We start from the raw sequence: 23,240 nt of genomic DNA, 5'->3' as shown, positions 1-23,240 counted from the left end.
TCGTCCAGCCGAAACATTTTCAGCAGAACGTTCTCTTAGTATTTGGCAAAATTGTTCTGTTTCTGTCATTGTGTTTTAGTATGGTTTAGAATTACCGCTAACGGTTTGCGGCTTGGCGTAGTGGCGGATTTTAAGCACAAAAGTTCCATCGAAGAACCGAACTTGAACCTACCACAAAACTGTCATACGAAGCACTACAACCGCCATTACGCCAAACCGCTGTTAGGTGCTGGCCTTCTTGTTTTTCGTCCGACTAAGATACTTTTTTTATGTTTAAGTCAGTCGTTTTGAAGTCTAAAATGCTTGTCCAATCCCGAAGTAAAAAAGTCTATCTTCTTTTGAATGTCCATAGTCAAACGATAAAATGGTGGACTGATTCCAAGCTATTCGTAATCCACCGCCATAGGAAGTTTTAATGTTTTTAAAATTTAAGTCTTGCCAACGGTCTCTTACTGTACCTGCGTCAAAGAACGGTGCTACGGCAAAGGCAAATCTTTGCTTTCCAATTTGAGTTTCTGCAAGTCTTACTCTCAATTCTACATTGGTGAACCACATTGAACGAGCCAAAAATCGGTTAGCTCGATAGCCACGCAATGATTGTCTGCCACCCAAAGCGTTGATACTTCCTTCTGGACTCCATTGGTCTTGAAATTCAAAAAATGGTGCATTGTTTCCAAAAATATTGCCTGCTCCAAATCGTCCTGCTAAAACTGTCCGCTTGCCAATTGGTAATTTTTGATAGGCTCGTCCTTGGATAAAAAGTTTATTGAAGTCGAATTGTGAACCAATGTATTTACTGGAATATTCATTTGCTATTTCAAAGTAATAACCTTTTGTAGGGTCGGGTTCAAAATCTCTTGTGTCAAAAATCAAAGCCGTCTGAATAATTGAAACCCAACCACCGTCAACTCCTGAAATTAAACCGTCTTCAAAATCTCGTCTTAAAAGTGAAATGCCGTTTGGTGCAGTTGTGTTTTGTCCTGTAATCGGGTCGATTGCTTCCGCTTCCATTCCTTCAAAAGTTGTATAACTCAAATGCTGAATTTCATAACCACCCATTATACGCCATTTGCCATTTCCAAGTGCATAATCGGCTTTCAAATTGAGCATATATTCCGTTTCCCTAAATCGGTTCGAGAGTGCATCTGTTACAAAATCAGCTTCTCCAACTCCGCCTGGTCTCAACGTTTTTCTTGCTCTGTCAAATTCTCGATATGTTGAAAAAGTGGTGTTTTCGTCAGATGGTAGGCGAAGTTGCCCAAGTGTTGATTCTGTTAATCCAAAATATAAATTGGCGGGGTTTTGTTGTGCCTTAAAATCAATTTTAAATCTCCAACGTGTTCCTTTATAATAGGGAACATCAAGCGAAAGAACTAATTCTCTTGCATTTGAAGTGTAATAAGCTGCATTCGCTTTTAGTTTTGCCAAATATGGTGTGTAGGGAAATAAAGGATTATCACGATTTCCATTCCAATAGGTGTTTGTTCTTAACCCAAAACCGAAACCTGTAACTGGGTCGGAAGAAAAATCGGGTATTCCCGTAAAAAAGGTTCCTTCTCGCTTTTTCGCAAGGTCATCATCCGACATTCGTTTCGATTTAATGAATGAAAGACTGTCTATTTCTTGAGCCTTTACGATTGTGATTGAAAACAGAATAAACAGAGTTGCTATACTACGCTTCATAAATTGGATAAATTTTAAGTTACCCTGCAAAGCTCCGAAGCGATTTAGAAGAAATTTTGAATTGTACTAAAAGCTGATTTTTAAAATGTGTGTTTCTTGCTGAAATTCATAGGTTATTGTCCAATGATGTCTTTTGCAAATTTGCTCAACAATAGCCAACCCAAGACCACTTCCTGAATTTTCATTGGAAGTTTTTTTAAACCGTTTAAAGAGATGTTCTTTATCCAAGGCTATGTTTCCTGAATTGGAGATAATGAAACCTGATGAGTTCAATTTTACTTCAACTGTTCCTTTTTGTGAGTTATGCCTAATCGAGTTGAGCAATAAATTATTGATGAGAATTTCGATTAACATTTTGTTTCCTGTAATAGAAAAATCTTTTTCAATATTTGTTTTAACGCTTAATTCTTTATTTAAAAAATGCTCTTGTAATTGCTCTAAACATTGTATGGTCAACTCAGCCAGATTTATTGTTTCGTTATCATCAAACTGATGGTTTTCTATTTTAGCAAGCAATAATAGATTTTTGTTGATACGTGAAACCCTTGTTAATGCGTTATTGATGTCTTCTATAATTTGATATTGCCTGTCTGTTAATGTTTCCTTTTGCAGAAGTATGTCCAATTTGTTTTTAATAATTGCCAAAGGAGTTTGAAGTTCGTGTGAAGCATTTTCTGTAAATTCTTTTTGGGATTTGTAAACCGAAACCGTGTGTTCGATTAACTTATTCAAAGCCACATTTAATTCTTCAAACTCAATGATGTTTGATTTTTCAAACGAAATATTGCTTTGTGAATTGAGATTAAATGCTTTCAACTTCGCCAAAGTATTTTTAAAAGGTTGCCATAGTTTTACGGATAATCGTCTGTTGAGAATCAGAAAACCGACAACTAAAATCAGAAAAAATAAAAAAGTCAGAATAGCTATTGCAACGACCGTTTCTTCGGTTTCTTCAACATTGGTTTCTAAGGTGAGTAAATAATTTTCTCCATTTATTTCAATCACTCTCGAAAGCCCCCGAAATCGGTCAATATCTTCGTGAGTTACATAGGGATTTTTTCTTGATACTGTATAGGTGCTGTCTTTTCTGTTTTTTTCTAAAGTGGTCTTTTGAAGGTTGGTTCCGGGTTGAATTTTGTTCCAAAGCACTATGCTTTGATTCAATTCGGTTTCAGATAGTTGTAATTTATTGAGTTCGTTTTCCGTTCTGTCAGCTACAATTTCGTTGTGTTCATCCAACTCACGAAGCCAAATACTATCAACCAAATAAAGGTATGCAGGAACACTTGCCGCTAAAACAATAAGTGCATAAATGGTGAATGATTTAAGCGATTTGTTTAGTAATCTATTCATCCTTCCCATTTATAACCTGTTCCGTAAACAGTCTTTAAATAACTTTCGCATCCAGCTTCACTCAATTTTTTTTTTAAGTTTTTGATATGAGCGTAAACAAAATCGTGGTTGTCTAACATATCTGCAAAATCACCTGAAAGATGTTCAGCCAAGGTGCTTTTTGAAATTACTCTGTTTTTATTTCCAACAAAGTAGAGCAATAAATCAAATTCTTTTTTGGTTAGAATAACAGGGTGATTATGAACTGAAATAGTCTTTGCAAGCAAGTCTATTTCTAATTCATTTTGTCGAACCGTATTTGAATTTCCAAATTGTTTTCTTCTGATAACCGAGTAAATCCTTGCTGATAGTTCCGAAAGATGAAAAGGCTTTGTCAAATAGTCGTCTGCACCAATTTGAAGTCCTTTTATTTTGTCGTCTAATGCGTTTTTTGCAGAAATAATAATTACACCGTCTTGTTTGTCTTGTCTTTTGAGTTCTTCTAAAATATTCATTCCGTTGCCGTCTGGCAACATAATGTCTAACAAGATGCAGTCGTAATTAAAGGATTCTATTTTGTCCAATGCCTGATTAAAAGTTTTTGCAAACTCACATAAATATTTTTCTTCCGAAAGATATTCAGAGATGCTGTCGGCAAGGTCGTTTTCGTCTTCTATAATCAGTATTTTCATTGGTCAAAGTTACCATTTCAATTTTGTAGAAATTTTGAATTTGGTTGTCGGTTTGTTTCGGTAGTGTCGTTCTTTAGGCTTGCACCTAACGAACAGGGCTTTGTGCAGGTGGGGAATTCTGTGTTCCGTCTGCTCGTAACCGCTGCTCAATTTATAAATTAAAGTTCATTGTTTATTCTGTTGCTGAATGTTGTTCGTCACGCTGGAACAAAAGCTGATGCTTGCTCATAGCTGACGTAACAACGTCGTGCCCCACTTGCACAAAACCCCATGTTATAGGGCGTTTAGTGTCACTTAAATTCAGGTATTCTCAACTTGAGAAAATTCTCCTTAATAATTTCTGTCTGCGAAATTTCAATTGTCTGTTCGTTACGTCCGTTAGCTTTCCATTTTGTCAACGTATGAACGATAAATTCCTTGCTGTTACTCATACCTGGCGGTGTCTTGGCGTTGTCAAAGTCAGTCCAGATTGTTATTTGAAGAACTTCCAATTTTGTCAAGTCGCAATTGTGTCGGGCAAAATGGTCAGGCAACCAGCTCAAATAGTCGTTGAGCAATTCATTACTCTCCTTTGTTTTTGCTTTAGTCGGTAGAATTTTCTTGTCAATAAAGTCAAAGGTCGCTTTAGGTTCCAAGCTGAGATTGTAAAGGTCAATAAGAACATTTACAGCAAGTCGTCCACTTTTCATGTAATCAATGCTCATGAATGAGTGTGCGAAGTTGTGGATTGCTGATTTATAGTTCTTGTACTTCATTGTCGGTTGGGGTCTGTCTTAAAATGCCCTATAACTAGTAAATATACGAAAATAATGTAGTACTTTTTTGTATTTATTTGTACAATACCTTTATAATATTGCATTTTACGTGTCGTATATATTTTATTAAGTGAGCTTACAGGAACAAAAAAACCTGAATTAAAAGATCGCGATTAAGTTCAAATAAGCCTTTGTCTTTCCAGCTTTACTACCTACGTTGGCTTTATTTTTCAGGAATCCAAGGCTTGCGCAAGTACCCTCCGCACACTTTCCTGAAAAGTACCCCATCCCTTACTGCCTGATAGAACGAAGATACAAATCCTTCCTCCCAAAAGTACCCCTTTAAAAACTCAGCGTGAGTTGCTTGCCTTCGTAGGGATGGGTGTCTTCCAGGTTGGAGAGCGACACGCCCAGCAGCCGCACGGGCCGGGGCAGGGGGAAATTTTCTTCCAGCAATTCGTAGGCTACCTTCTCGAAAAAGGCGCGCTCCCGGATCGGCAGCAGCGCCGAGCGGCTGCGGGTCAGGATTTGGAAGTCGTTCAACTTGATCTTCACCGTCACGGTGCGGCCAAAAACCTGCGTGCGGTCGCACCAGCGCCAGACGTCGTCCATGAGCGGGGCCAGGCCGCCCTGCATTTCGGCCAGCGTGTCCAGATCCTGCCCGAAGGTGTTTTCGGAGCCCACCGACTTCCGGATGCGGTCGGGCTCCACGGGGCGCTGGTCCTCGGCCCGCGCGATGCGATAGTAATGCCCGCCCGACTTGCCAAAGTGCTGCCGCAGAAAAGCCTCCGTTTGCTGGCGCAGGTCCAGGCCGGTTTGAATGCCCAGGCGGTGCATCTTCTCGGCCGTGACGCGCCCTACGCCGTGAAAACGCTCCACGGGCAGCGCCGCCACAAAGTCAAGGCCCTCGTGCGGTTTGATCACAAACAGGCCGTTGGGTTTGCGGTGGTCGGAGGCGAGCTTGGCCAGAAACTTATTGTACGACACCCCCGCCGAGGCCGTCAGGCGGGTCGTTTGCCAGATCCGCTCCTTAATCTCCTGGGCCATGAGCGTCGCGGACTTCAGGCCGCGCAGGTTTTCGGTTACGTCGAGGTAGGCTTCGTCGAGCGAGAGCGGCTCCACGAGCGGGGTGTACTCCGCAAAGATGGCCCGGATCTGGCTAGAGACTTGCTTGTAGACATCGAAGCGGTGCTTGACAAAAATCAGCGACGGACACTTACGCCGGGCTACTTTGGAAGCCATGGCCGAGCGTACGCCGTACCGGCGGGCCTCGTAGCTGGCCGCCGCCACCACGCCCCGGTCGCCGCTCCCGCCCACGGCTACGGGTTTGCCGCGCAGCTCGGGGAAGTCGCGCTGCTCCACCGACGCAAAAAACGCGTCCATATCCACGTGGATGATTTTGCGATTGGCTTCCATCGTTCCGAGAGTACCCTGCTCCTTTTTGTGTATCTCCTTTTTCGGGCTAACGCTTAGTCAAGTACCTCGTAAATCATGGCCTGCTCGGACTTGTTTTTCAGAAGTACCTCCCCTACTTTCTGGCAGTGGAACGACTCGTTCACCTGCTGGTAGGCGGCTTCGCTGATGATGATTTGTCCCGGCTGGGCCGCGGCCTGAAATCGTTGGGCCACGTTAACGGTGTCGCCAATGACGGTGTAGTCGAGGCGGCGCAAGGTGACGGAGCCAATATTGCCCGACACCATCTCGCCGGTGTTGATGCCAATGGCTACTTTAGGTACGAACGTAAGCTGGTTGGGGAGGGCTTCCTGCATGGAGGCGATCTGGGCCCGCACGGCCAGCGAGGCGTCGATGGCGCGGTCGAGGTGGTAGTCGCCCCGGAACACGGCCATGATGGCGTCGCCCATGAATTTATCCACGTAGCCGCCCTGCGCGATGATCTCCTTCACCATCACGTCGAAGTACTTGTTGATCATCTGCACCACCACGTCGGGCGCTTCTTTTTCGGAGATCGCCGTAAAGCCACAAATATCCATAAAAACCACCGTGGCCTCGATGGTTTCGTTGAGCATAAGGGACGTTTCAAACTCGCTGCGCCCCATGAAGGTGAGCACGGTTTCGTCCACGTACATTTTCAGGATGTTGTTTTCCTGGATGGCTTTCAGCGTTTGGCGCAGCTGCTCCACGTGCTGCAGGGTTTTCTGGATGGTCACGTCCAGGTCCACGAAGTCGATGGGCTTGCACACAAAGTCGAAGGCACCGCGGTTCATGGCGGTCCGGATTTTCTCCATGTCGTTGTAGGCCGACACGATCACGGCCTTAATCAGCGGGCTGGATTCGTGCAGCTTGGTGAGGAGGGTGAGCCCGTCCATGATGGGCATGTTGATGTCGCTCAGTACCAGGGCTACGTCCGCATTTTCCTGGATTCTTTGCAGGGCTTCCTCTCCGTTTTCGGCAAACACAAACTCGTACTTCTGCTCCCGGATCTGACGCCGAAATTTCTGCTTGATCAGGGCCTGAAGATCCGTTTCGTCGTCTACGACCAAAATCTTTGCGCTCATAGTAGGGTGGTGAGTTTCTCTTTGAGTTGACTGAAATCCAGCGGCTTGGTCAGGAAATCGTTGGCCCCGAACTGCATGGCCTGCTGGTAGGTTTGCTCGTCGCCGTAGGCCGTCACCATCATGACCTGCGGGTGGGGCGAGGGGTGCTCCACCCGGATGTGCTTCAGCAGCTCGATGCCGCTCATGCCGGGCATGTTGATATCCGACAGGATCAAAACGACCTCCGAGCCGTGCGCTTCCATGTACTTCAGCGCCTCTTCGCCCGAAAACGCGAAGGTAAAGAATACACTGCCACTCCGGATTTCGCGCCGGAAGCGCTGTTCGAAGAGGGACTTGACGTCTTGCTCGTCATCAACGACCAGTATTTTTAGTGGGCTCATGGGCAAAGTTTTTGGTCCAATTAGGCGACGTTGTTAGTTTGGTAAGCGAATGATGAACTCCGTGAATTCTCCTTCCCGGCTTTGTACTTCCAAGGTACCTCCGTGGCCTTTGGCTACAATGTCATAGCTCAGCGACAGCCCCAGCCCGGTACCTTGTCCGGCGGGTTTGGTGGTAAAAAACGGATCATAAATTTTATCAACAACCGCCTGGGGTATTCCTGTTCCGTTGTCCCGCACGCGTATTTCCACTTCGTCGCCCTGCAAGCGGGTACTTACCCGCACCTGAGGCCGGTAGGTGGCCGCCTCCCCCTCCTGCCTTTTGCGTACGGCGTAAAAAGCGTTGTTGAAGAGGTTGAGCAGCACCCGGCCAAAATCCTGCGGCACCACGCGCACCAGCCCCAGGTCGGGGGTCAGGTCGGCGATGAGCTCGGCGTTGAAATTTTTGTCTTTGGCACGTAGCCCGTGGTACGAAAGCCGCAGGTATTCGTCGGCCAGGGCGTTGAGGTCGGTGGGTTCTTTTTCGCCGGTACTCATGCGGGAATGTTCCAGCATGCCTTTCACGATGGAGTCGGCGCGTTTGCCGTGGTGGGTTATTTTCTGGAGGTTTTCCCGGATCGCCTGCGCCAGGTAAAGTACCTCCTCGGTATTACCGGCCCGGATCTCCTCCTCAATCTCCTGCGCCAGCTCATCGCTCACTTCCGAGAAATTATTGACGAAGTTGAGGGGGTTCTGGATTTCATGGGCAATCCCGGCCGTGAGCTCGCCGAGGCTCGCCATCTTCTCCGACTGGATCAGCTGCGCCTGCGTGGCTTTGAGCTCCACCAGTGCGTGCTCGAGTTCTTCTTTCTGGCGGGTCAACTCCGAGGTGCGTTCGGCCACCATGCCTTCCAGTACCTGGTTTTCCTGCTCGATCCGGCGCTTGCGTTCCTCTTCTTCTTGCTTCAGCAGCAGATCCCGCTCCAGGGCTTTTTTCTGCCGGATGGTGTAGATGATGGCCCCCAGGAGCCACATGACCGCAAAGGCCGAGGCCGACTCGAAATAGGGACGGTAAGGCCGGTAAAAGTCCGGTAAAAAAGTTTTGGTCAGAATTTTTAAACCCGCCGTTACTACGTAGGGCCACATGGCCCAAAACAACAGCTCGGCGGGGCGGTAGGATCGGAGGCGGTAGGTTGTAGCCAGCACGATCACGTATATGGTCCAGAGGAGCCAGTCGGCGTCAAGATTGATGCGAAAAGCCAGGACCAGCCCTGCCACTACAAAAGAGGCCGGAACTACCCGGTTGAGCAGTTGGTCCCATTCGGGCAGGCGGGTGGGGGTATCCAGAAAACGACGGAACCAGCGTAGGCCGAGATGGGCCAGCCCCAAAGCGACAAAGGCAGAACCATATTCCATATCCGATTAATAAAAAAAGTAAAGTTCCGACAAGCCCGCGCGGCTACGCGGGAGAATTTCGACGGAATATACCAATAAAATCGTACGGAGTATATATAGGCTCCCAATCCCGCCGCGGATTTGTCCGGTAGGCCCGCAGCGCTAGGCTAGGTAGTAGGGGTCCGTATGCCGGGAGAGGTACCATTGATTTCCCCAGGGATCAACCAGTACCGACTGCCGACGGGGCTCTACCGCCCCGGCGGGCTCTACCACCGGGCGGGCACCCGCCCGGATCATCTGCTGCCGGCAAGCCTCCGGATCTTCCACCCGCAGCTGCATGGCAATGGACCGCTCGGGGTACTCAAGGTTTGCCTCGCTTATTTCCACGAGGTTATCTTCCACCAGCACAAGGGCGTTGCCAATGCTACCATCGGGACGTCTCTCACAGTAGGTTTCCTGCCCCCGAAGCCCTTCTTCCAGGAAACGAATGAATTCGTCCGCTTCCCGAATGGTAAAGAAAGGGGTACTGCTTCGAAGCTCGTTAAGGATGTGACTCACTTTTTTCATAACTGCCGGACTTGAACGATACATCATATAGATTTAGATAAAGTAAGGGTGTTTATCAGAAAACGGACGAATCGTTAGCTCACGGGAAACTCCCGGGAAAAGTAGCCAACAAACTGCCATAATTCAAGAATATCTTCCCGACGTACCGGATAGGGCGCGTAGCGCTCGTTCAAGGACTTGAGCACGAGTACGCCCTTTTCTTCCAGGTAGTTAAATACTTTTTTGAGAACTACCCCCTCCTCTTTGGTTACTACCAAACAGATCGTGCCACTCTTGATGCGCTCCCAGTACTCGATGTACTCTCCAAACACAATGGAGCCCTCACGCAGCGGCGGCATCGAATCGCCCTCAAAAGGGAAGGCCCGGTACTTGCGGTCGGGCGACAAAAATGGCAGGCTGATGACGGGTAGCTGGGCAATGTAGTCCACATCTCCGTAGCCTTCGGTGTAGCCGCCGATGGCCTTTACCGGTACAAACTCAATGTTTTCGGCATTGTCGCGGTCTACGGTCGTGACCAGTACCCGGAGGTTGTCTTCTTTGATCCAGGGACGGCTCAACTCCTTGGCCAAATCCCGCTTCAAAAGATCGTCCGTGGATATGGTAAAGTACTCGGCCAGGCGTAGCAAGTCGTCAAAGGAAGGCTTGGCTCGCCCTGCCTCCCAGGCCGCTAGCGTCGATTTTTTAAGCCCCAGCGCATCCCCCAGTTTCTGTTGAGAGGGCCGATCGGCTAGTCGCGAGCGAAGGAAGACCAGGTTTTGAGCAAAAAAAATAGACATACCGGCGTGTTTGCTTTTTGTTTGAGTAAAAATAACACATAAAAAATAATAAAAACAATCTTTCTCGTAAAAAAGATGGATTTCTACCAAGGGCTTACTTTTTTTTGCTTTAAAACCGATTATGTACTTTTACGCTTCTGCTACTACCTACATTACCTAGCTATGACCTACGAAGAATTCAATGCCACCTTGGAACTGCATGTGCCACCCAAAGGTTTACCGCCGCTACTCGAAGCGCTTTGGCACGACGCCAAAGGGGATTGGCACGCCGCCCACGAAATAGCCCAAAGCCAGGAAGGTACCCGCGCCTACGACCTATTGCACGCCTACCTGCACCGCGTGGAGGGCGACACCTGGAACGCGGGCTACTGGTACCGGCGGGCGGGGGTTTCTCCCTCCGACCAGACGCTGCGCGAAGAGTGGGCGGAACTAGTAAAGAAGTGGTTATAAAAAATACGTACCTCCGTTAAACCCTGGGTGGCAACGGGCATCTAAGCTTGCGTTAATTCATCAAAACCGTTAACCACAATGAAAAAAGCAACCTTAGCCCTACTACTGCTGCTGGGCAGTATGACGGCCTTCGCCCAACGAGGCGGCGGAGGAAACAACGCCACGCCCGAAGCGCGCGCCGAAAGCCAAACCAAAACGATGGTTGAACGACTCGGACTTAACGAAGAGCAACAAAAGCAAGTCTACACCCTGAACCTGACCCGCTTTCAGAAAATGCAGGAATTGCGCGAAGCCCAAAACCGGGAAGGAATGCGGGATGTTCAGGAGAAGTTTCAGCAAGACATGAACGCGCTGCTCACGCCCGAGCAGCAGGAAAAGTACAAAGCACTGGCGGAGGAAATGCGCCAGGGCGGCGGCCGAGGTCCGCGTAACTAAGCCCCAAGTACCCCTTTAAAAGCAAAGTACCCCCGAGCCGAACTTGGGGGTACTTTGGCTATAGGTACCTTAGGTACTTTAAAATCAAATCTACACCGTCACTTCCGTCTTGAACTCCGATGTGAAGTGGAACTGGATGTCGGGATTATTCTCGCGGTTCATGCGGATCATCCACTCCGACTCGGCCAGAAACACCGGATTCATGTCCTTGTCGAAGGCGATCTGGTTGCCTTTCAGGCGCACAAACTCGGCCAGCTTGGCTTTGTTGTCGCTGGTGATCCAGCAGGCGCGGGCCACGTTCATGGGTACCCAGCGGCACTTGGCCCCGTACTCGTTTTCGAGCCGGTACTGGATCACATCAAACTGCAGCTCGCCCACCGTACCCACAATCTTACGATTACCCAGCTCCAGCGTAAAGAGCTGCGCCACGCCTTCGTCGGTGAGCTGCTGTACGCCCTTGTCCAGTTGCTTGGCCTTCATCGGGTCCAGGTTGATTAATTCCTTGAAAATCTCGGGCGAGAAACTCGGAATCCCCGAAAACTGCAGGTCTTCGCCTTCCGTCAGCGTATCGCCGATCTTGAAGTGACCCGTGTCGTACAGCCCTACTACGTCGCCGGGGAAGCCTTCTTCCAGGATTCGCTTGTCGGCGGCCATGAAACTAAACGGGCTCGAAAAGCGGAGGTCTTTGTTCAGCCGCACGTGGTGGTAAAACTTGCCCCGCTCAAAGCTGCCCGAGCAGATCCGCAGGAACGCGATGCGGTCGCGGTGGCGGGGGTCCAGGTTGGCGTGGATCTTGAACACAAACCCGCTAAACTTCGGCTCCGTAGGAAGTACCTGCCGCACGTCCGTGGGCCGCGGCTGGGGCGTAGGCGAGATCTGGCAAAAGGTATCCAGCAGCTCTTTGACCCCGAAGTTATTGATGGCGCTGCCAAAAAATACCGGCGCCAGCTCGCCTTTCTGGTAGGCTTCTTCCGAGAAGGCATCGTACACGCCCTCCACCAGCTCCACCTCCTCGCGCAGGGTCTCGGCGTCGCGGGGACCCAGCAGGGTATCCAGGTTGGGGGCGTCGAGGCTTACCTCGGCTACGTCGGTTTCTACCTTGGTTTTATTGATTTTGAAAAAATAAAGCTTCTGCTCGTAAAGGCTGTACACGCCCTTGAAGTTGGAGCCCATGTTGATGGGCCAGGTGAGCGGCCGCGCCCGAATGCTCAGCTTGGCCTCCAGCTCGTCCAGCAGGTCGAAGGGGCTCTGGCCTTCGCGGTCGAGCTTGTTGATGAAGATGATCACCGGCGTGTTACGCATCCGGCACACTTCCATCAGCCGCTCGGTTTGCTCCTCGACGCCCTTCACGCAGTCTACCACCAGAATTACGCTATCCACGGCCGTGAGGGTGCGGTAGGTATCTTCGGCGAAGTCTTTGTGGCCCGGCGTGTCCAGGATGTTAATGAGCAGGTCGCGGTACTCGAAGGTCATCACCGAGGTAGCTACCGAGATCCCCCGCTGCTTCTCGATCTCCATGAAGTCAGAAGTGGCCGTTTTCTTGATCTTGTTGGATTTCACGGCTCCGGCGGTCTGGATGGCCCCGCCAAAGAGCAGGAGCTTTTCCGTCAGGGTCGTTTTGCCAGCATCCGGGTGGCTAATGATGGCAAAGGTGCGCCGTTTTTTTATTTCTTGATGAATGTTCATGTTTCTGATTCCTAACCGGTAGCAGCAGGTACCCTGGCGGGGGCTGGCTTTCGGTATGCTTGTCCAAATTTTCCGCAAAGATACGCAATTTATAAGGACCAAATGGGGGTAATGGGTCGTTGAGAGTTAAAAAAAGCCCCAAGGGAATGGCCTCTATCCCCGGTCCTTACTCCGGCGGAGTAAGGGAGCCTTGCCGGGTATTTTTAGGAAAAGTACCCCTTGCTTCAAGTACCCTCTGCCACAAAAAAAAGACTCCGCCAACGACGGAGCCCGGAAGGTACTTGGCGGTGAGGCCTGGGTTCTCTCAATAAAAAGAATGCTTGTAATCTTCGACCGATGTCCGGATCACCTCGTGGGCTTCGTCGCGACCGTAGACGTTCGTGATCTCGATGTGGGCGGGCTCGCCCGGTAGGTTTTTGTAGGTGAGGAAGTAGTGCTTGAGGCGCTCCACGACGTTGGCGGGTAGTTCGCTCAGGTCGTTGTAGGCTCCGTATACTTCGTCGCCTTTCAGCACGGCAATGATCTTGTCGTCGGCCTCGCCGCCGTCGATGAGCCGAATGCCTCCGATGGGCCGCGCCTCGCAGATGATGTCCCCGTGCGAAATAATTTTCTCGCAAAGTACGCAGATGTCCAGCGGGTCACCGTCGCCTTCGGTCACTACCCGGCCCGAGCGTTCGTTGGCCAGCTTCGCAATCAGCTCGGCGCAATAGGTCTTGGGTATGAAGCCGTAGAGCGCCGGTACGATGTTGGAGTACTTCTGCGGGCGGTCGATCTTGAGGTAGCCCGTTTGTTTATCAATTTCGTATTTGACGGTATCCGTAGGAACAATTTCAATAAAGGCCGTAACAATCTCCGGCGACTTATCCCCGATGGGTATTCCGTGCCAGGGATGGGCTTTGTGCACATTCGCATTCATAAAAAAATACAATTATTTGGTTTCAAAATCCCGCTCAATCGGTTATCTCAGCCCAAAATTAACCTTTGTTATCCAATTTTTTCAGGCTCGTCGGGATTATTTGCTACAAACCATTCGTGAATGCTTTCCGCCGCCAGGAAATGCGCCCCGGCCAGTCCGGGTAGTGTCACTTGCCGGGGCTCGGTGCTGAAGTTGACCATAAAGTACAGCTGCTCACCGCGGGCGTTTTCCAGCCCCAGTACGTCCCACACGAAGGGCTCCGGTACGCGCAGGTCCAGTATCCAGCTGGGGTCAAAGGCGCGGATGCGCGCCAGGTACCTGTGCAGGGGGTAGGTTTCGGGGCTCGGGGAGGTACTTGGCGCGCCGGGGATAATCCCCTTCGGGCCGGTGGTCTCGAAGTAGGTAAGGCGCTGAGCACCCGCCAGGTACTTGAGGCTGAGGAGCATCCAGGCGGCCCCCAGCTCGGTAGTATGGCGCGGGTCCTGGTCGGGCGGGAGGGTACTTTCCGGCCCGGCGGGGTAGTTCCGGATCCTGAACGTAACCGGTGACACGTGAATAGGTACCCCTGGGGGCAAAAACTGCCGGGCCGTCTCCACCGCGTACCGCTGTGCCGATACGTTCTCGATGAGCGTGCGGGTGTCGAAGGCATGTACCTGCGGATTGACCGAAAAACTCACGAAGTCATAGCCGGGCGCTTCGGGCGGACGGTTGCGGTTGAGCTCGGCAAAGTAGCCGTCGGTGCCGTAGCCCAAAGGTACCTCCACGCCCTGCTGCCGCACCAGCGCCGCCACTTCCGCAAACCAACTCGCCGACCAAGGTACCTGCCGCGGAAGCACCAGCAAACTACGCACCCGCACCGGACTATCGGCGAGGGTACCTAGCAGCGGGGGCAGCTCCTGGCGCAGGTCATGGCCCACCCAGGCCACCAGCTCCACCGAAGTACCCAGCTGCTGGGCTTCTGCCTGAGCCGCCGCCCAATCAGCCTTCCAGTCGGGCTGGCTCAGCGCTACCTCTACCCGGTAGTGGGCAAAAGGTACCTGACGAAGCAGCACCACGTCTTGCTCCGTGAGGGGGCCGTAGGTGGCGTTGCGGGCGTAGCCGAGGCAGGGCATTAATAGCCGGGGAGCATCCACTCCGGGAGCATCCACTCCGGGAGTATCCACTCCGGGAGTATCCACTCCGGGAGTATCCACTCCGGGAGTATCCACTCGGGGAGCATCCACTCGGGAAACCTCCTCCTGGTAGCGAGTGGGCGCGTGTATCAGCTGGAGCGTCACCCACTGCTCCACGGTATCGCCGGGCTGCACCAGCACGGGCCGCGGCCGGTGCTGGGGGGTACTATAGGTTTTGTAGGAATGGTCGGTCCAGTTGCGTTGGTCTTCCGTTTCGAATACGTCGCCGCCAAAGTCCAGCGTGAGCACCGCGTCCGAGGCATCCACCCAGCGCATACCGGCGATGTTTTGGAAGGGCTGGTGCGGACTAATGCTTTCCGGAAAAGTACCTTCGTAGCGCTCTCCCTCCGGCGTGCTGATCAGCACCGGCTGGCCCGCGCAGCCTTGGATCGGGTGCAGCACGCAGAGTCCGATGCGGTTGCGCTGAAAGGTACTTTGGGCGGTGCCTTGCATGGTTACGGTAATGGTACCTTCGGAAGTACCTTCCAGCCGAAAGGTACCTTCGTAGCGCAAAGTACCCAGCGCGTAGCGGGCCGTGTAGGTGATCAGGAAGGCATCTTCTTCCTGACGAATCACTTCGTTGTGAATGGTGAAAGGTACCGTACGCCAATGTTCGTCGCGCAGGGCGGCGTAGATCATGCGGAGGAGCTCGTGCCCCTGGGCGCTGATGTACCGCAAGGTACCTTGCTCATACAGACAGCTCAGCGCTCCGGCCCGCAGCGTACGGCTTTCGGGCAAAGGTTCGTGGGTTCCAAAGTAAGGTTTAGGCATAGGGGTTTACTATTTTTTCAGCAAACGACCCCCACAAGGTAGGTAATTTCACCCTTTTTTACCAATCAAAAAGCGCGTGGCTGCCTAGAGCGTGAACTTTTCTTACTTACCGGCTTCTGAGACCGGGTAAAGCAGGCGCAGGGCGTTAAAAACCGCCTGGTGCGTGATGGTGGCGTGATCTTCCTGGGGCAGGTAGTCGAAGTACACTTTTCCGTGCTGATGCTTCACGGCGTTCAGCTTGTCGGCCAGCAGGTTGGCGTCCACCTCCATGACGCGAGGTACCTGGCTGGGTGTGAGTCCCTCCTTGCCCACGCCGATGTACACCTGCACTGCGGGCAGTGCAGCAGGTACCTGGCTGAGCAGTGAGCCGTTGTCCCACCACAAGCTCGGACTAATGATGACGTATTTGTCGAACAACTGCGGTTTTTTAAACAAAATCTCCGTCGCCAGCAATCCACCCAGCGACTGCCCGATGAGCAGGCGGGAGGCCGTGGTTCGGTACTTTTTGTTTATAAAAGGCTGAAGTTCTTTTTCGAGAAACGTCATGAAAGTACCCGACTGCCCCGTGCTGGGGAATCGTTTTTTATCTTCCGGCACGGAAGTAGGATACGTAAAATCGCGCCGACGGTCCACATTGGCAATACCCACCACGATGGACTTAGGTACGCGGGCAATCCAGGGAAAAGTATTGAATTGCACCAGCCCTACTACGTGGATAAAGTCTTCGTCGGCCGAGCCGTCCAGCAGGTAGATCACCGGGTAGTGGGTGGTATCGTCGGCGGCGTAGCCTTCGGGCAGGTAGATGTTCAGGATTCGCTTCTCGGCCAGTACTTCCGAGCTCAGCTCTTCCACGACGCCCAGCACAAACGGCTTGCTGTCGGTCGCCGGATTTTTGACCTGCGCCCAGACGGGTACTTTCACGAAAAAAAAGAGCAGTATACCGCTTAAAAGTACCTTCATCGTTGCCAGGGTTAGGTTCTACTGTTTTTGAAGCCGCACGCCCAGCCGAAAGGGTACCAGCGAGGCTTGCTGCATCAAAAGTACCCCCGATTTGGCATATATACCAAGCCGGTCGCGGAGGTAGTGTCCCTTCCATTCGGGACCCGGTTCTACGTTTACCAAGGTACTTTGGTGCTGAAAGTACCCTAGCTCCACTTTTCCCAAGTACCTACTTTGAGCCTGAGCGGAACCGTACAAAGCGAGGATAAGTACCCCCATTGTAGATATCTTTTTCATTGTTTCTGGGTGGATTTGATGGTGATAAAAGAATTGGCCTGAACTAACTACTTTTCAAGTGCGACAAGAATAGAGGATATAAAATCATTCCATTCGAAATTTTCAAAATGCGTTTGCCCAAGTCGCACGATCACTAGATCCCTCGAAGGGATAATGATCACCCTTTGGTCCTCAAATCCGTGAGCATAATACAGGTCAGCAGGAATTTCTGAAGGTGCGTCAGAGCCAATATGCCAGAATTGGGAAGCGTAAACGCTATTTGGCGCTTGAGGGGAAGGGACTCGGCTATACTTGACCCATTCTTTTGGAAGGATTTGCTCCCCTTCCCACACACCTTCGTTGAGATATAACAAGCCAAATCTGGCCCAATCGCGAGGAGTGGCCCATCCAAAGCTAGAACCGACAAACTTACCAGAAGCATCTAATTCTATCATGGTCTGGGACATACCAATTTTATGAAATAATTTCTTGTAAGGGAATAAGTGGTAGTCTGTACCCGTTGCATTTTTGATAATCTCAAATAGTATGTTGGTTGTTCCGCTGGAATACTTCCATTTTTTTCCTGGATTATCTTGTAAGGGAAAAGAGGCAGCAAAGCTACTCATATCCGCTTTTGTATAAATCATCTCTACAACAGGACTCCAAGAAAAATAACTTTCATCCCATTGCAGTCCACTTGTCATGTTCATCAAATGTTCTAGCGTTATTTCGTATCTTGGATCTTTCGGGTTTTTCCATGGTGGTAGAAGACCTTTATTCGTTAGCTTCAATTTTCCCTCTTTCACCAATATACCAATCAAGGCATTTGAAAAACTTTTAGTCATAGACCACCCCAATTGGGGTTGTTTAGAAGTGTATCCATCTGCATATTTTTCTGCCACTATATGGCCATGATGAATGATGATGACGGCCCTTGTATTAACGGGTTTAGTTGGATTTTTCTCAAGAAATGCTTTAGCTGCAACTTCTTTAATCGTTTGGTATTTAGGCTCTTGAAAAACGGCACTATCAATAAGGTTTCCCAGGGGCCATTGTAGCGTGTCAGGGTCATACGGTAACGGGAGAGGGATACTCATTTTTTGACTTCTGATCTCCTCTTCGGATTTTTCCACGACCAATGTGCACCCTACACCTTCTCTATAAATAGCTTTTCTTTGCCCCAAACCAAAAAGAGAAGCCGTAACCGATTCACTTTCTTTGTCAATCTGAATTTTATTCATATTCAAAGGGAAGTGCGACAGCTCATCACTTTGTATACTACTTAAAGTACGCTTTCCAACAAAGTAACAGGAACAGGTAATTTTAGCGGCACCTGCCGTAAAAACAGGAAGCATATAGACGGTATGCCTGCCAATAAAAAACAGAGCTCCGCAAAACATGAATAATAGCAGCCACTTCCTTTTTTTCATTCTACCACAGAAATCATCTGTTTATAATTTTTTAACTCAGCTGCTGCCAGTTTAAAACTATGATAACCAAGGCCTAAAACAATTTATTTCAAAAGTTGAGTGTGTTCGCTTGAATTCTCTACTTGTGATAGCATTGGGCGCTAGGCACATCATAATGGGTTATTGATAATTAGCAGCTAACGTAAAATCCGTCTTCTAAATACCAAAAGCAAAGTACCTATTATAAACGATAAAAACAGTAAGATCTCAAACATAGAGAGCATATAACATAAGTCATATCCGGTCACAGAAGATATACAATCGTCAGGGTCGGCTGTTTCATACTTTAAACTGACAAGAGTATTGAGTATTCCAAAAGCAAAAAATAGAATAGCTAAAACTACAACCGTCAAGCATACATAATAAAGTCTTTTTCTCATGATTTCTCCCAATTGCCTAATAGCCCTAGCCGGTTGGCAACCACGCGACGCTCGCCGGTGGCGAAATAGAATGACAATCTACGACTGCTCTCCTTGTACACTATTCAATAAATCCGAAATTAATTGGTCACCAGCGCTTCCCCAACCCTACACCCGAATCACCACATTCCCGATTTTCTGACCGGTTTCGACGTAGCGGTAGGCCTCCACGATCTGCTCCAGGGGGTAGGTTCGGTCCACGACGGGCCGGTACTGGCCGGTTTCGGCCAGCGTTTTCAGCAGGGTAAGGTCCTCCTTGCTTAGCGTCGGGATGGGGAAAAGTACCTGCCTACCGCCCCGAAGCGGCGTGAATAAGGCCAGAAAGGGATTTTGGACCCACGCCCCCAGCTCGGTCGATAGGTAGATACCCTTCGCTTTGAGAATGGGCTGACACCGGCCAAACGAGCTTTTCCCCACCGCGTCGAACACGACGTCGAACGTCCGGCCCAGCTTCGTGAAGTCCTGCCGGGTGTAGTCAAGTACCTCATTAGCTCCTAGTGAGCGCACCAGTGCGACGTGATCGGTGGCGCAAACGGCCGTCACGGCCGCCCCGAGGTACCTGGCCAGCTGCACCGCCGCCGAGCCGATGCCGCCCGTGGCTCCGTAGATAAGTACCTCTTGCCCCGGCCCTACCCGGGCCGCCCGCAGGTTGTTGAGGGCGTAGTGCGCGCCTTCGAGCAGGGGCGCGGCTTCTTCGTACGAAAGCCCGTCGGGGATGGTCGCCAGGGAAGCCTGCTCGGCCAGTACCAGGTACTCGGCCTGCGCGCCGAAGGTGGCGTCGTTGTAGCCAAATACCCGGTCGCCCGGCCGGAAAATCGTGACGTCCTCACCCACGGCCTCCACGTCGCCCGCAAACTCGTTGCCCAGTGTCTGGTACTTGGGGCCAAAAAGCCCACTGAACAAGCGGTTGATAAAAGGCTTGGCGCGCAAAAAGGCGCAGTCGGTCCGGTTAACGGTGGTGGCGCGTACTTTGATAAGTACCTCGTTGTCTTTCGGTATGGGCCGGGGTACTTCCTGGAGTTGAAGTACCTCGGGCGGACCGTATTGTGTGTAAACGACTGCCTTCATGGGCGCTGGTTGGGAAAGGTGAAAATACTCGTCAGGAATACGCTCAGCCTCTACCCTCTTTACCGCCTCCATTTAGAGCTCGTGTACTAATCTACTTTCTTCATGGGCTCCCAGCTTTGATCTTTGAACACAAACTGCGGATCGAAATTGGGGTTGTTGCTCATCACGAAGCTGTTGCCGTCGTTGCGGCTCCAGGCATGATCGTAGCTGGACGACATTTCGTAGGTACCGCTGGCGTCTTGAAACGTTTCGACCTCCCGAATGGCTTTGACAAAATTCGTGTGCATTCGGTCCTGGGTACTTTGTTGCTGCTCCCAGCTGCGCATTTGCAGGTCCATGTCGTTCAGCCGTTCCTGCCCGCGTTTGATCGCCGCCGCGCCCATGCTCCGGGTGAGTTCGTCGTTCATGCGTATCCGCGCCTGGTGAGCTACGTTCCTTTGTTGCCGTACCCGTTTACGGCGTTGGCCCAGGCGGGGTTGGTCCTGAAGCTGCTCATGATGGCCGCCAATTGCCGCCTCGCACCTTCTTCTTCGCCTTGGGGGTACTTAAAAACAATGCGCGGGGAAGCCTCCGTGGTGTAGATCGTACTGGAGGTACCGTCATAGATATTGGGTACTCCGCCGATGGATACGTTGACACCTAAAATAACGAAACCCGCCGTGCCGTCGCGCCAGCGCACGTCGGCATTCACGGCCGTTTGGTTAAACGTGATCCGCCCGGAGCCGTACTGCTGCATTTCCCGGACAAACGCCTCGTTCTTTTGCTGCATTTGTGCCACCACCGCCTGGTTCAGGCGCACGTTCACGACGTCCGGGTTGCCTAGTTCTTCGGGACCAAACACGTTCCGCAGGTACGCTTCGGCCTCCGTGGGCTGCATGAGGGTACAGTTTTCGGTTTGGGTGTTGGCTTGGTTGAGTACCGGGTTATCGTTCCACCCGTAAATGCGGGCGGGAAAGAATTGAATACTAAATTTCCCGTCGGCCGAGCGGGCTTTCATCCAGGAGGAAGTACCATCGCATACGGTACCTTTGGTCCAAACTACTTCGCTTTCCTGCGTCCAGCCACTGGGCAGTAATATACTGTACGCCTCCACGGGCTGCGAAAAGCCGTTTTGATCCAGCAGCCTGACCCGCTCGTAGACCAGGTAGTCCTTCCCCTCTACGTAGGTTTGGGTTGGGCCCCCGGCGGATGCTCCTTCCGCGGATTGACTGCTTTTTCCGGTTTGGGCGGATTGACTGTTGCAACTGGCTAGCACAAAGGCACCGCCCAAAAACAAAAACCACAAAAAAAGAAAACGCTTCATAGTACCTAAAAAATTAAACGTTTAGTAGGTTAAGGTAGTAGGTATGAAGTGAGTTGTGTTTTTTGCTTTGGGGCCCACGGCACGGCCAGGCACTACTGGGTACTTTGCCGTTTAAAAACGTCTTTTAGCTCCTTCCACTTGAACAGAAGAGTAAATAAAATGGTTAAAAAAAATGTATATACTAGATGGTAACTCAACGAATAATCGATGCGGGGCATGAAATGGAAAATGACTACATGAAGAATCAGATTAAAGAACCAAAAGATAACAAAGGAAACAAACAATCTTTTTAGGGGCGACAAGCTCCCCTTCCAGTTTTTGAATCTGTTGAATAAATTCATAACAAAACGCTTTTTAACGTGCTAACTAGGTACCTGATGGTTACGATAGGCCAAGCGATCATGGGATCATCGCCAAACCTTCGTACTGCTTTGGCTCGGAGTAAAGTCTAACCCCGAATAATGACCACTCCACTACCCCGCTGACAAAGTACTTGAACGCCTGATTGTCCTTCGTACGGTATACAGTTATCATCTGGGGCTTCCAGTCCGTACCACCCACAAAACCGGAAGTTAATGAATTGGCCGTGGTAGGAACGTTTACCTGTCCTTGCTTGGACTTCCCGTACGTAATGTGCAGTCTGGAGGTGGAGGTCATCGTTTTTTCCAATTCTACATCCACGTAGTAGCTAGAGCTTGCGTCTCTATATAAACTATCCTCGGCCGTAAATGAGTACGTTTTGGGTAGATTGGAGTGGAACTCGTGGTTGGCTGGCTTTACGTTTGACCTACCGATGAACGACAGCAGACCCAACCCAAAAAATACGGCCGTAAGAAGTCCCCATTTTTCTCGAAGCAATTTTGTGGCTCTAAAACAAAGTAAAAGGAAGAAGAGTATTAGGCCTACATTGAGTACTAACCAGAGTTGTTGGAGCATAGTCGGGTCGTTTTAATGGTACGGAAATTCGCGGTGCGTAAATGTACTGATTTCTTCGGATACGAGTCCAGTCTTTTAATCGCTTTTTACTTTTCTTGCCGACGCACCATTTCGTTGATCCAAATGGGCGCGAAGGGCGAGGTACATCCCTTCGAAACCGGGAAATCGCGGTAAATTCCCAGCTTCTCCCCTATCTCCAGAGCTCGTTGTCGGTAGGCGGGGTGATGAATCCCGATGTACGCCAACGCCGTATTCATGGTCCACTGCACTTCGGGCGCGGCCTTGGGCATTTCCGTCTCCAGGTAGTTAAGTAGCCCGGCCAGGTCCAGATCATCGGCCTTTTTCGCGATCCGACCGGCCATGAGGCTCCAACCCGACCGGGCCGCCCACTTATTCTCCGAATGCAGCCACTGCTCCCGCAACCGTTCTTTTTCGGGATGTTCTTTTAGCACGTAGGCGTTGAACCAGTCGGCTACGTGCACAAAAACGATTGACTTCACCAGGGCGTCCAGCTCCTGGGTCGACAATTCCTTGGGTTTTACGATCAGGCACGCGAGTAGTTGGGCTTCGACGTACTGCGTTTGCCAAAGTTCCAGCGCCAAAGCGTGGTTGGTTTTAATTTGGGCCGCTAACTTCCTGATATCACCCAGCTTCACCCCAAACTGGTTGTCGCCCGCGCCGTACTTGACGTTATGAGCCGCCACTTTTTCGTTATGCAAGGATTTAAATTGAGCGAAGATGTCGTTGAGGGTCATGGTTTGTTTTTTCTGTTGAGTCTAGGTACTTTAATCCAAAAAAATAAATGCCGTACAGTAGGCACATTATCTAAGCGGCCAGTTTTTTAGTTAGCATCAATATATATTCCGCGTTAACTACCTTTATCTTTTCATTAAGCTCGTTAAAGTCTACCTCTTCTGCTCTACGTAAATGGAGGGCCTTACAAATTTTGTCAACCATTTCCATGATATCCATATCATCCATCCGGTATAGATTAGGAAGATCATCTTCTGGATAGATTGAAAAATCATCCATTTGTGCAAATTCCCTGATTTTGTCATGAACCACTTCAGCATGAAGCTTATCAAATCCTTTTTGAACAAGTATATTTACATATTCCGCACGGTCAAGATCTGGTCTACTTTCGTTGAGGGTTCGTAATTTGTACTGAAATCTTTTGTTTTGAATATAACTAAAAGAAAAGATTAGAAATATAATTAAAGCTATGATAATTACCTCATTCATACTTCACATAACGTTTATGTTTATGGCAGCTTAGGTTTTTGAAGCGCGAGTTGTCCTACATTACTAAACAAAATTCAAAAAAAACT

General features: G+C 50.0%; 24 protein-coding genes. 2 read left to right on the top strand and 22 right to left on the bottom strand.

Going from position 1 to position 23,240, the window contains the following annotated elements; genetic code table 11:
• Window positions 1-294: 294 nt before the first annotated feature.
• The 10 genes from omp85 to HNQ92_RS23125 form a co-directional block, all read right to left on the bottom strand.
• Entirely contained in the window at window positions 295-1,683 is a 1,389-nt protein-coding gene (gene omp85 / locus HNQ92_RS23170) for an Omp85 family outer membrane protein (RefSeq protein WP_184177879.1), read from the bottom strand.
• A 66-nt stretch (window positions 1,684-1,749) separates the two neighbouring features.
• Window positions 1,750-3,036 carry a sensor histidine kinase gene (locus HNQ92_RS23165; RefSeq protein WP_184177877.1) on the bottom strand — a complete coding sequence of 429 codons (1,287 nt, stop codon included), beginning with the start codon at window positions 3,034-3,036 and terminating at the stop codon, window positions 1,750-1,752.
• Window positions 3,033-3,707: a response regulator transcription factor gene (locus HNQ92_RS23160; RefSeq protein WP_184177875.1), complete on the bottom strand. Its 675-nt coding sequence runs from the start codon at window positions 3,705-3,707 to the stop codon at window positions 3,033-3,035. Before HNQ92_RS23160 ends, HNQ92_RS23165 begins: the two co-directional genes overlap by 4 nt.
• A gap of 290 nt (window positions 3,708-3,997) precedes the next feature.
• Window positions 3,998-4,411 carry a hypothetical protein gene (locus tag HNQ92_RS23155; RefSeq protein ID WP_184177873.1) on the bottom strand — a complete coding sequence of 138 codons (414 nt, stop codon included), beginning with the start codon at window positions 4,409-4,411 and terminating at the stop codon, window positions 3,998-4,000.
• 393 nt (window positions 4,412-4,804) lie between these two features.
• Window positions 4,805-5,878 (bottom strand): DNA polymerase IV, encoded by a 1,074-nt coding sequence (dinB, locus tag HNQ92_RS23150; RefSeq protein WP_184177871.1) that lies wholly within the window; start codon window positions 5,876-5,878, stop codon window positions 4,805-4,807.
• A 53-nt stretch (window positions 5,879-5,931) separates the two neighbouring features.
• On the bottom strand, window positions 5,932-6,978 hold the full coding sequence (locus tag HNQ92_RS23145; protein WP_184177863.1) for an adenylate/guanylate cyclase domain-containing protein: 1,047 nt from the start codon (window positions 6,976-6,978) through the stop codon (window positions 5,932-5,934).
• Complete coding sequence (locus tag HNQ92_RS23140; RefSeq protein WP_184177861.1) at window positions 6,975-7,358, bottom strand: response regulator; 384 nt, start codon at window positions 7,356-7,358, stop codon at window positions 6,975-6,977. Before HNQ92_RS23140 ends, HNQ92_RS23145 begins: the two co-directional genes overlap by 4 nt.
• A 33-nt stretch (window positions 7,359-7,391) precedes the next feature.
• A complete protein-coding gene (locus HNQ92_RS23135; RefSeq protein WP_184177859.1) occupies window positions 7,392-8,750 on the bottom strand; it encodes a sensor histidine kinase in 1,359 nt (452 codons plus the stop codon).
• Between the two features lie 141 nt (window positions 8,751-8,891).
• A complete protein-coding gene (locus tag HNQ92_RS23130) occupies window positions 8,892-9,296 on the bottom strand; it encodes a VOC family protein (RefSeq protein WP_184177857.1) in 405 nt (134 codons plus the stop codon).
• Between the two features lie 74 nt (window positions 9,297-9,370).
• Window positions 9,371-10,072 (bottom strand): XRE family transcriptional regulator, encoded by a 702-nt coding sequence (locus tag HNQ92_RS23125; RefSeq protein ID WP_184177855.1) that lies wholly within the window; start codon window positions 10,070-10,072, stop codon window positions 9,371-9,373.
• A gap of 162 nt (window positions 10,073-10,234) precedes the next feature.
• On the opposite strand from HNQ92_RS23125, the gene HNQ92_RS23120 reads away from it, so the two are divergent.
• Both HNQ92_RS23120 and HNQ92_RS23115 read left to right on the top strand, forming a co-directional pair.
• Entirely contained in the window at window positions 10,235-10,522 is a 288-nt protein-coding gene (locus tag HNQ92_RS23120) for a hypothetical protein (RefSeq protein ID WP_184177853.1), read from the top strand.
• A gap of 78 nt (window positions 10,523-10,600) precedes the next feature.
• Window positions 10,601-10,957 (top strand): DUF4890 domain-containing protein, encoded by a 357-nt coding sequence (locus tag HNQ92_RS23115; protein ID WP_184177851.1) that lies wholly within the window; start codon window positions 10,601-10,603, stop codon window positions 10,955-10,957.
• 90 nt (window positions 10,958-11,047) lie between these two features.
• On the opposite strand, the gene HNQ92_RS23110 is transcribed toward HNQ92_RS23115, so the two are convergent.
• The 12 genes from HNQ92_RS23110 to HNQ92_RS23055 all read right to left on the bottom strand — a co-directional run bounded on the left by HNQ92_RS23110 (window position 11,048) and on the right by HNQ92_RS23055 (window position 23,154).
• Window positions 11,048-12,643, bottom strand: a complete 1,596-nt coding sequence (locus HNQ92_RS23110) for a peptide chain release factor 3 (RefSeq protein WP_184177849.1) — start codon at window positions 12,641-12,643, stop codon at window positions 11,048-11,050.
• A 304-nt stretch (window positions 12,644-12,947) separates the two neighbouring features.
• Entirely contained in the window at window positions 12,948-13,559 is a 612-nt protein-coding gene (locus HNQ92_RS23105; RefSeq protein ID WP_184177847.1) for an inorganic pyrophosphatase, read from the bottom strand.
• Window positions 13,560-13,627: 68 nt separating this feature from the next.
• Window positions 13,628-15,502 carry a D-apionate lactonase family protein gene (locus HNQ92_RS28765; RefSeq protein WP_184177845.1) on the bottom strand — a complete coding sequence of 625 codons (1,875 nt, stop codon included), beginning with the start codon at window positions 15,500-15,502 and terminating at the stop codon, window positions 13,628-13,630.
• A gap of 102 nt (window positions 15,503-15,604) precedes the next feature.
• On the bottom strand, window positions 15,605-16,462 hold the full coding sequence (locus tag HNQ92_RS23095; protein ID WP_184177843.1) for an alpha/beta hydrolase: 858 nt from the start codon (window positions 16,460-16,462) through the stop codon (window positions 15,605-15,607).
• An 18-nt stretch (window positions 16,463-16,480) separates the two neighbouring features.
• Complete coding sequence (locus HNQ92_RS23090) at window positions 16,481-16,738, bottom strand: hypothetical protein (protein ID WP_184177841.1); 258 nt, start codon at window positions 16,736-16,738, stop codon at window positions 16,481-16,483.
• Between the two features lie 47 nt (window positions 16,739-16,785).
• The gene (locus tag HNQ92_RS23085; RefSeq protein WP_184177839.1) at window positions 16,786-18,072 is read right to left on the bottom strand and encodes a serine hydrolase domain-containing protein; all 1,287 of its coding nucleotides are present in this window, start codon (window positions 18,070-18,072) and stop codon (window positions 16,786-16,788) included.
• Window positions 18,073-18,713: 641 nt separating this feature from the next.
• Window positions 18,714-19,673 (bottom strand): NAD(P)-dependent alcohol dehydrogenase, encoded by a 960-nt coding sequence (locus HNQ92_RS23080; RefSeq protein WP_184177837.1) that lies wholly within the window; start codon window positions 19,671-19,673, stop codon window positions 18,714-18,716.
• 86 nt (window positions 19,674-19,759) lie between these two features.
• The gene (locus HNQ92_RS23075) at window positions 19,760-20,080 is read right to left on the bottom strand and encodes a hypothetical protein (RefSeq protein WP_184177835.1); all 321 of its coding nucleotides are present in this window, start codon (window positions 20,078-20,080) and stop codon (window positions 19,760-19,762) included.
• A gap of 20 nt (window positions 20,081-20,100) precedes the next feature.
• Entirely contained in the window at window positions 20,101-20,976 is an 876-nt protein-coding gene (locus tag HNQ92_RS23070) for a hypothetical protein (protein ID WP_184177833.1), read from the bottom strand.
• Window positions 20,977-21,375: 399 nt separating this feature from the next.
• Window positions 21,376-21,633, bottom strand: coding sequence for a hypothetical protein (locus tag HNQ92_RS23065; protein WP_184177830.1), 258 nt, complete (start codon window positions 21,631-21,633; stop codon window positions 21,376-21,378).
• 365 nt (window positions 21,634-21,998) lie between these two features.
• Window positions 21,999-22,667: a DNA alkylation repair protein gene (locus tag HNQ92_RS23060; protein ID WP_184177828.1), complete on the bottom strand. Its 669-nt coding sequence runs from the start codon at window positions 22,665-22,667 to the stop codon at window positions 21,999-22,001.
• Between the two features lie 70 nt (window positions 22,668-22,737).
• Window positions 22,738-23,154, bottom strand: a complete 417-nt coding sequence (locus HNQ92_RS23055; protein ID WP_184177826.1) for a hypothetical protein — start codon at window positions 23,152-23,154, stop codon at window positions 22,738-22,740.
• Window positions 23,155-23,240 lie beyond the last annotated feature (86 nt).

This window comes from Rhabdobacter roseus, assembly GCF_014202275.1.
Taxonomy (GTDB): Bacteria; Bacteroidota; Bacteroidia; order Cytophagales; family Spirosomataceae; genus Rhabdobacter; species Rhabdobacter roseus.
The sequence above is the reverse complement of the archived record's forward strand: the minus strand, read 5'-3'. Positions and strand labels throughout refer to the sequence as shown.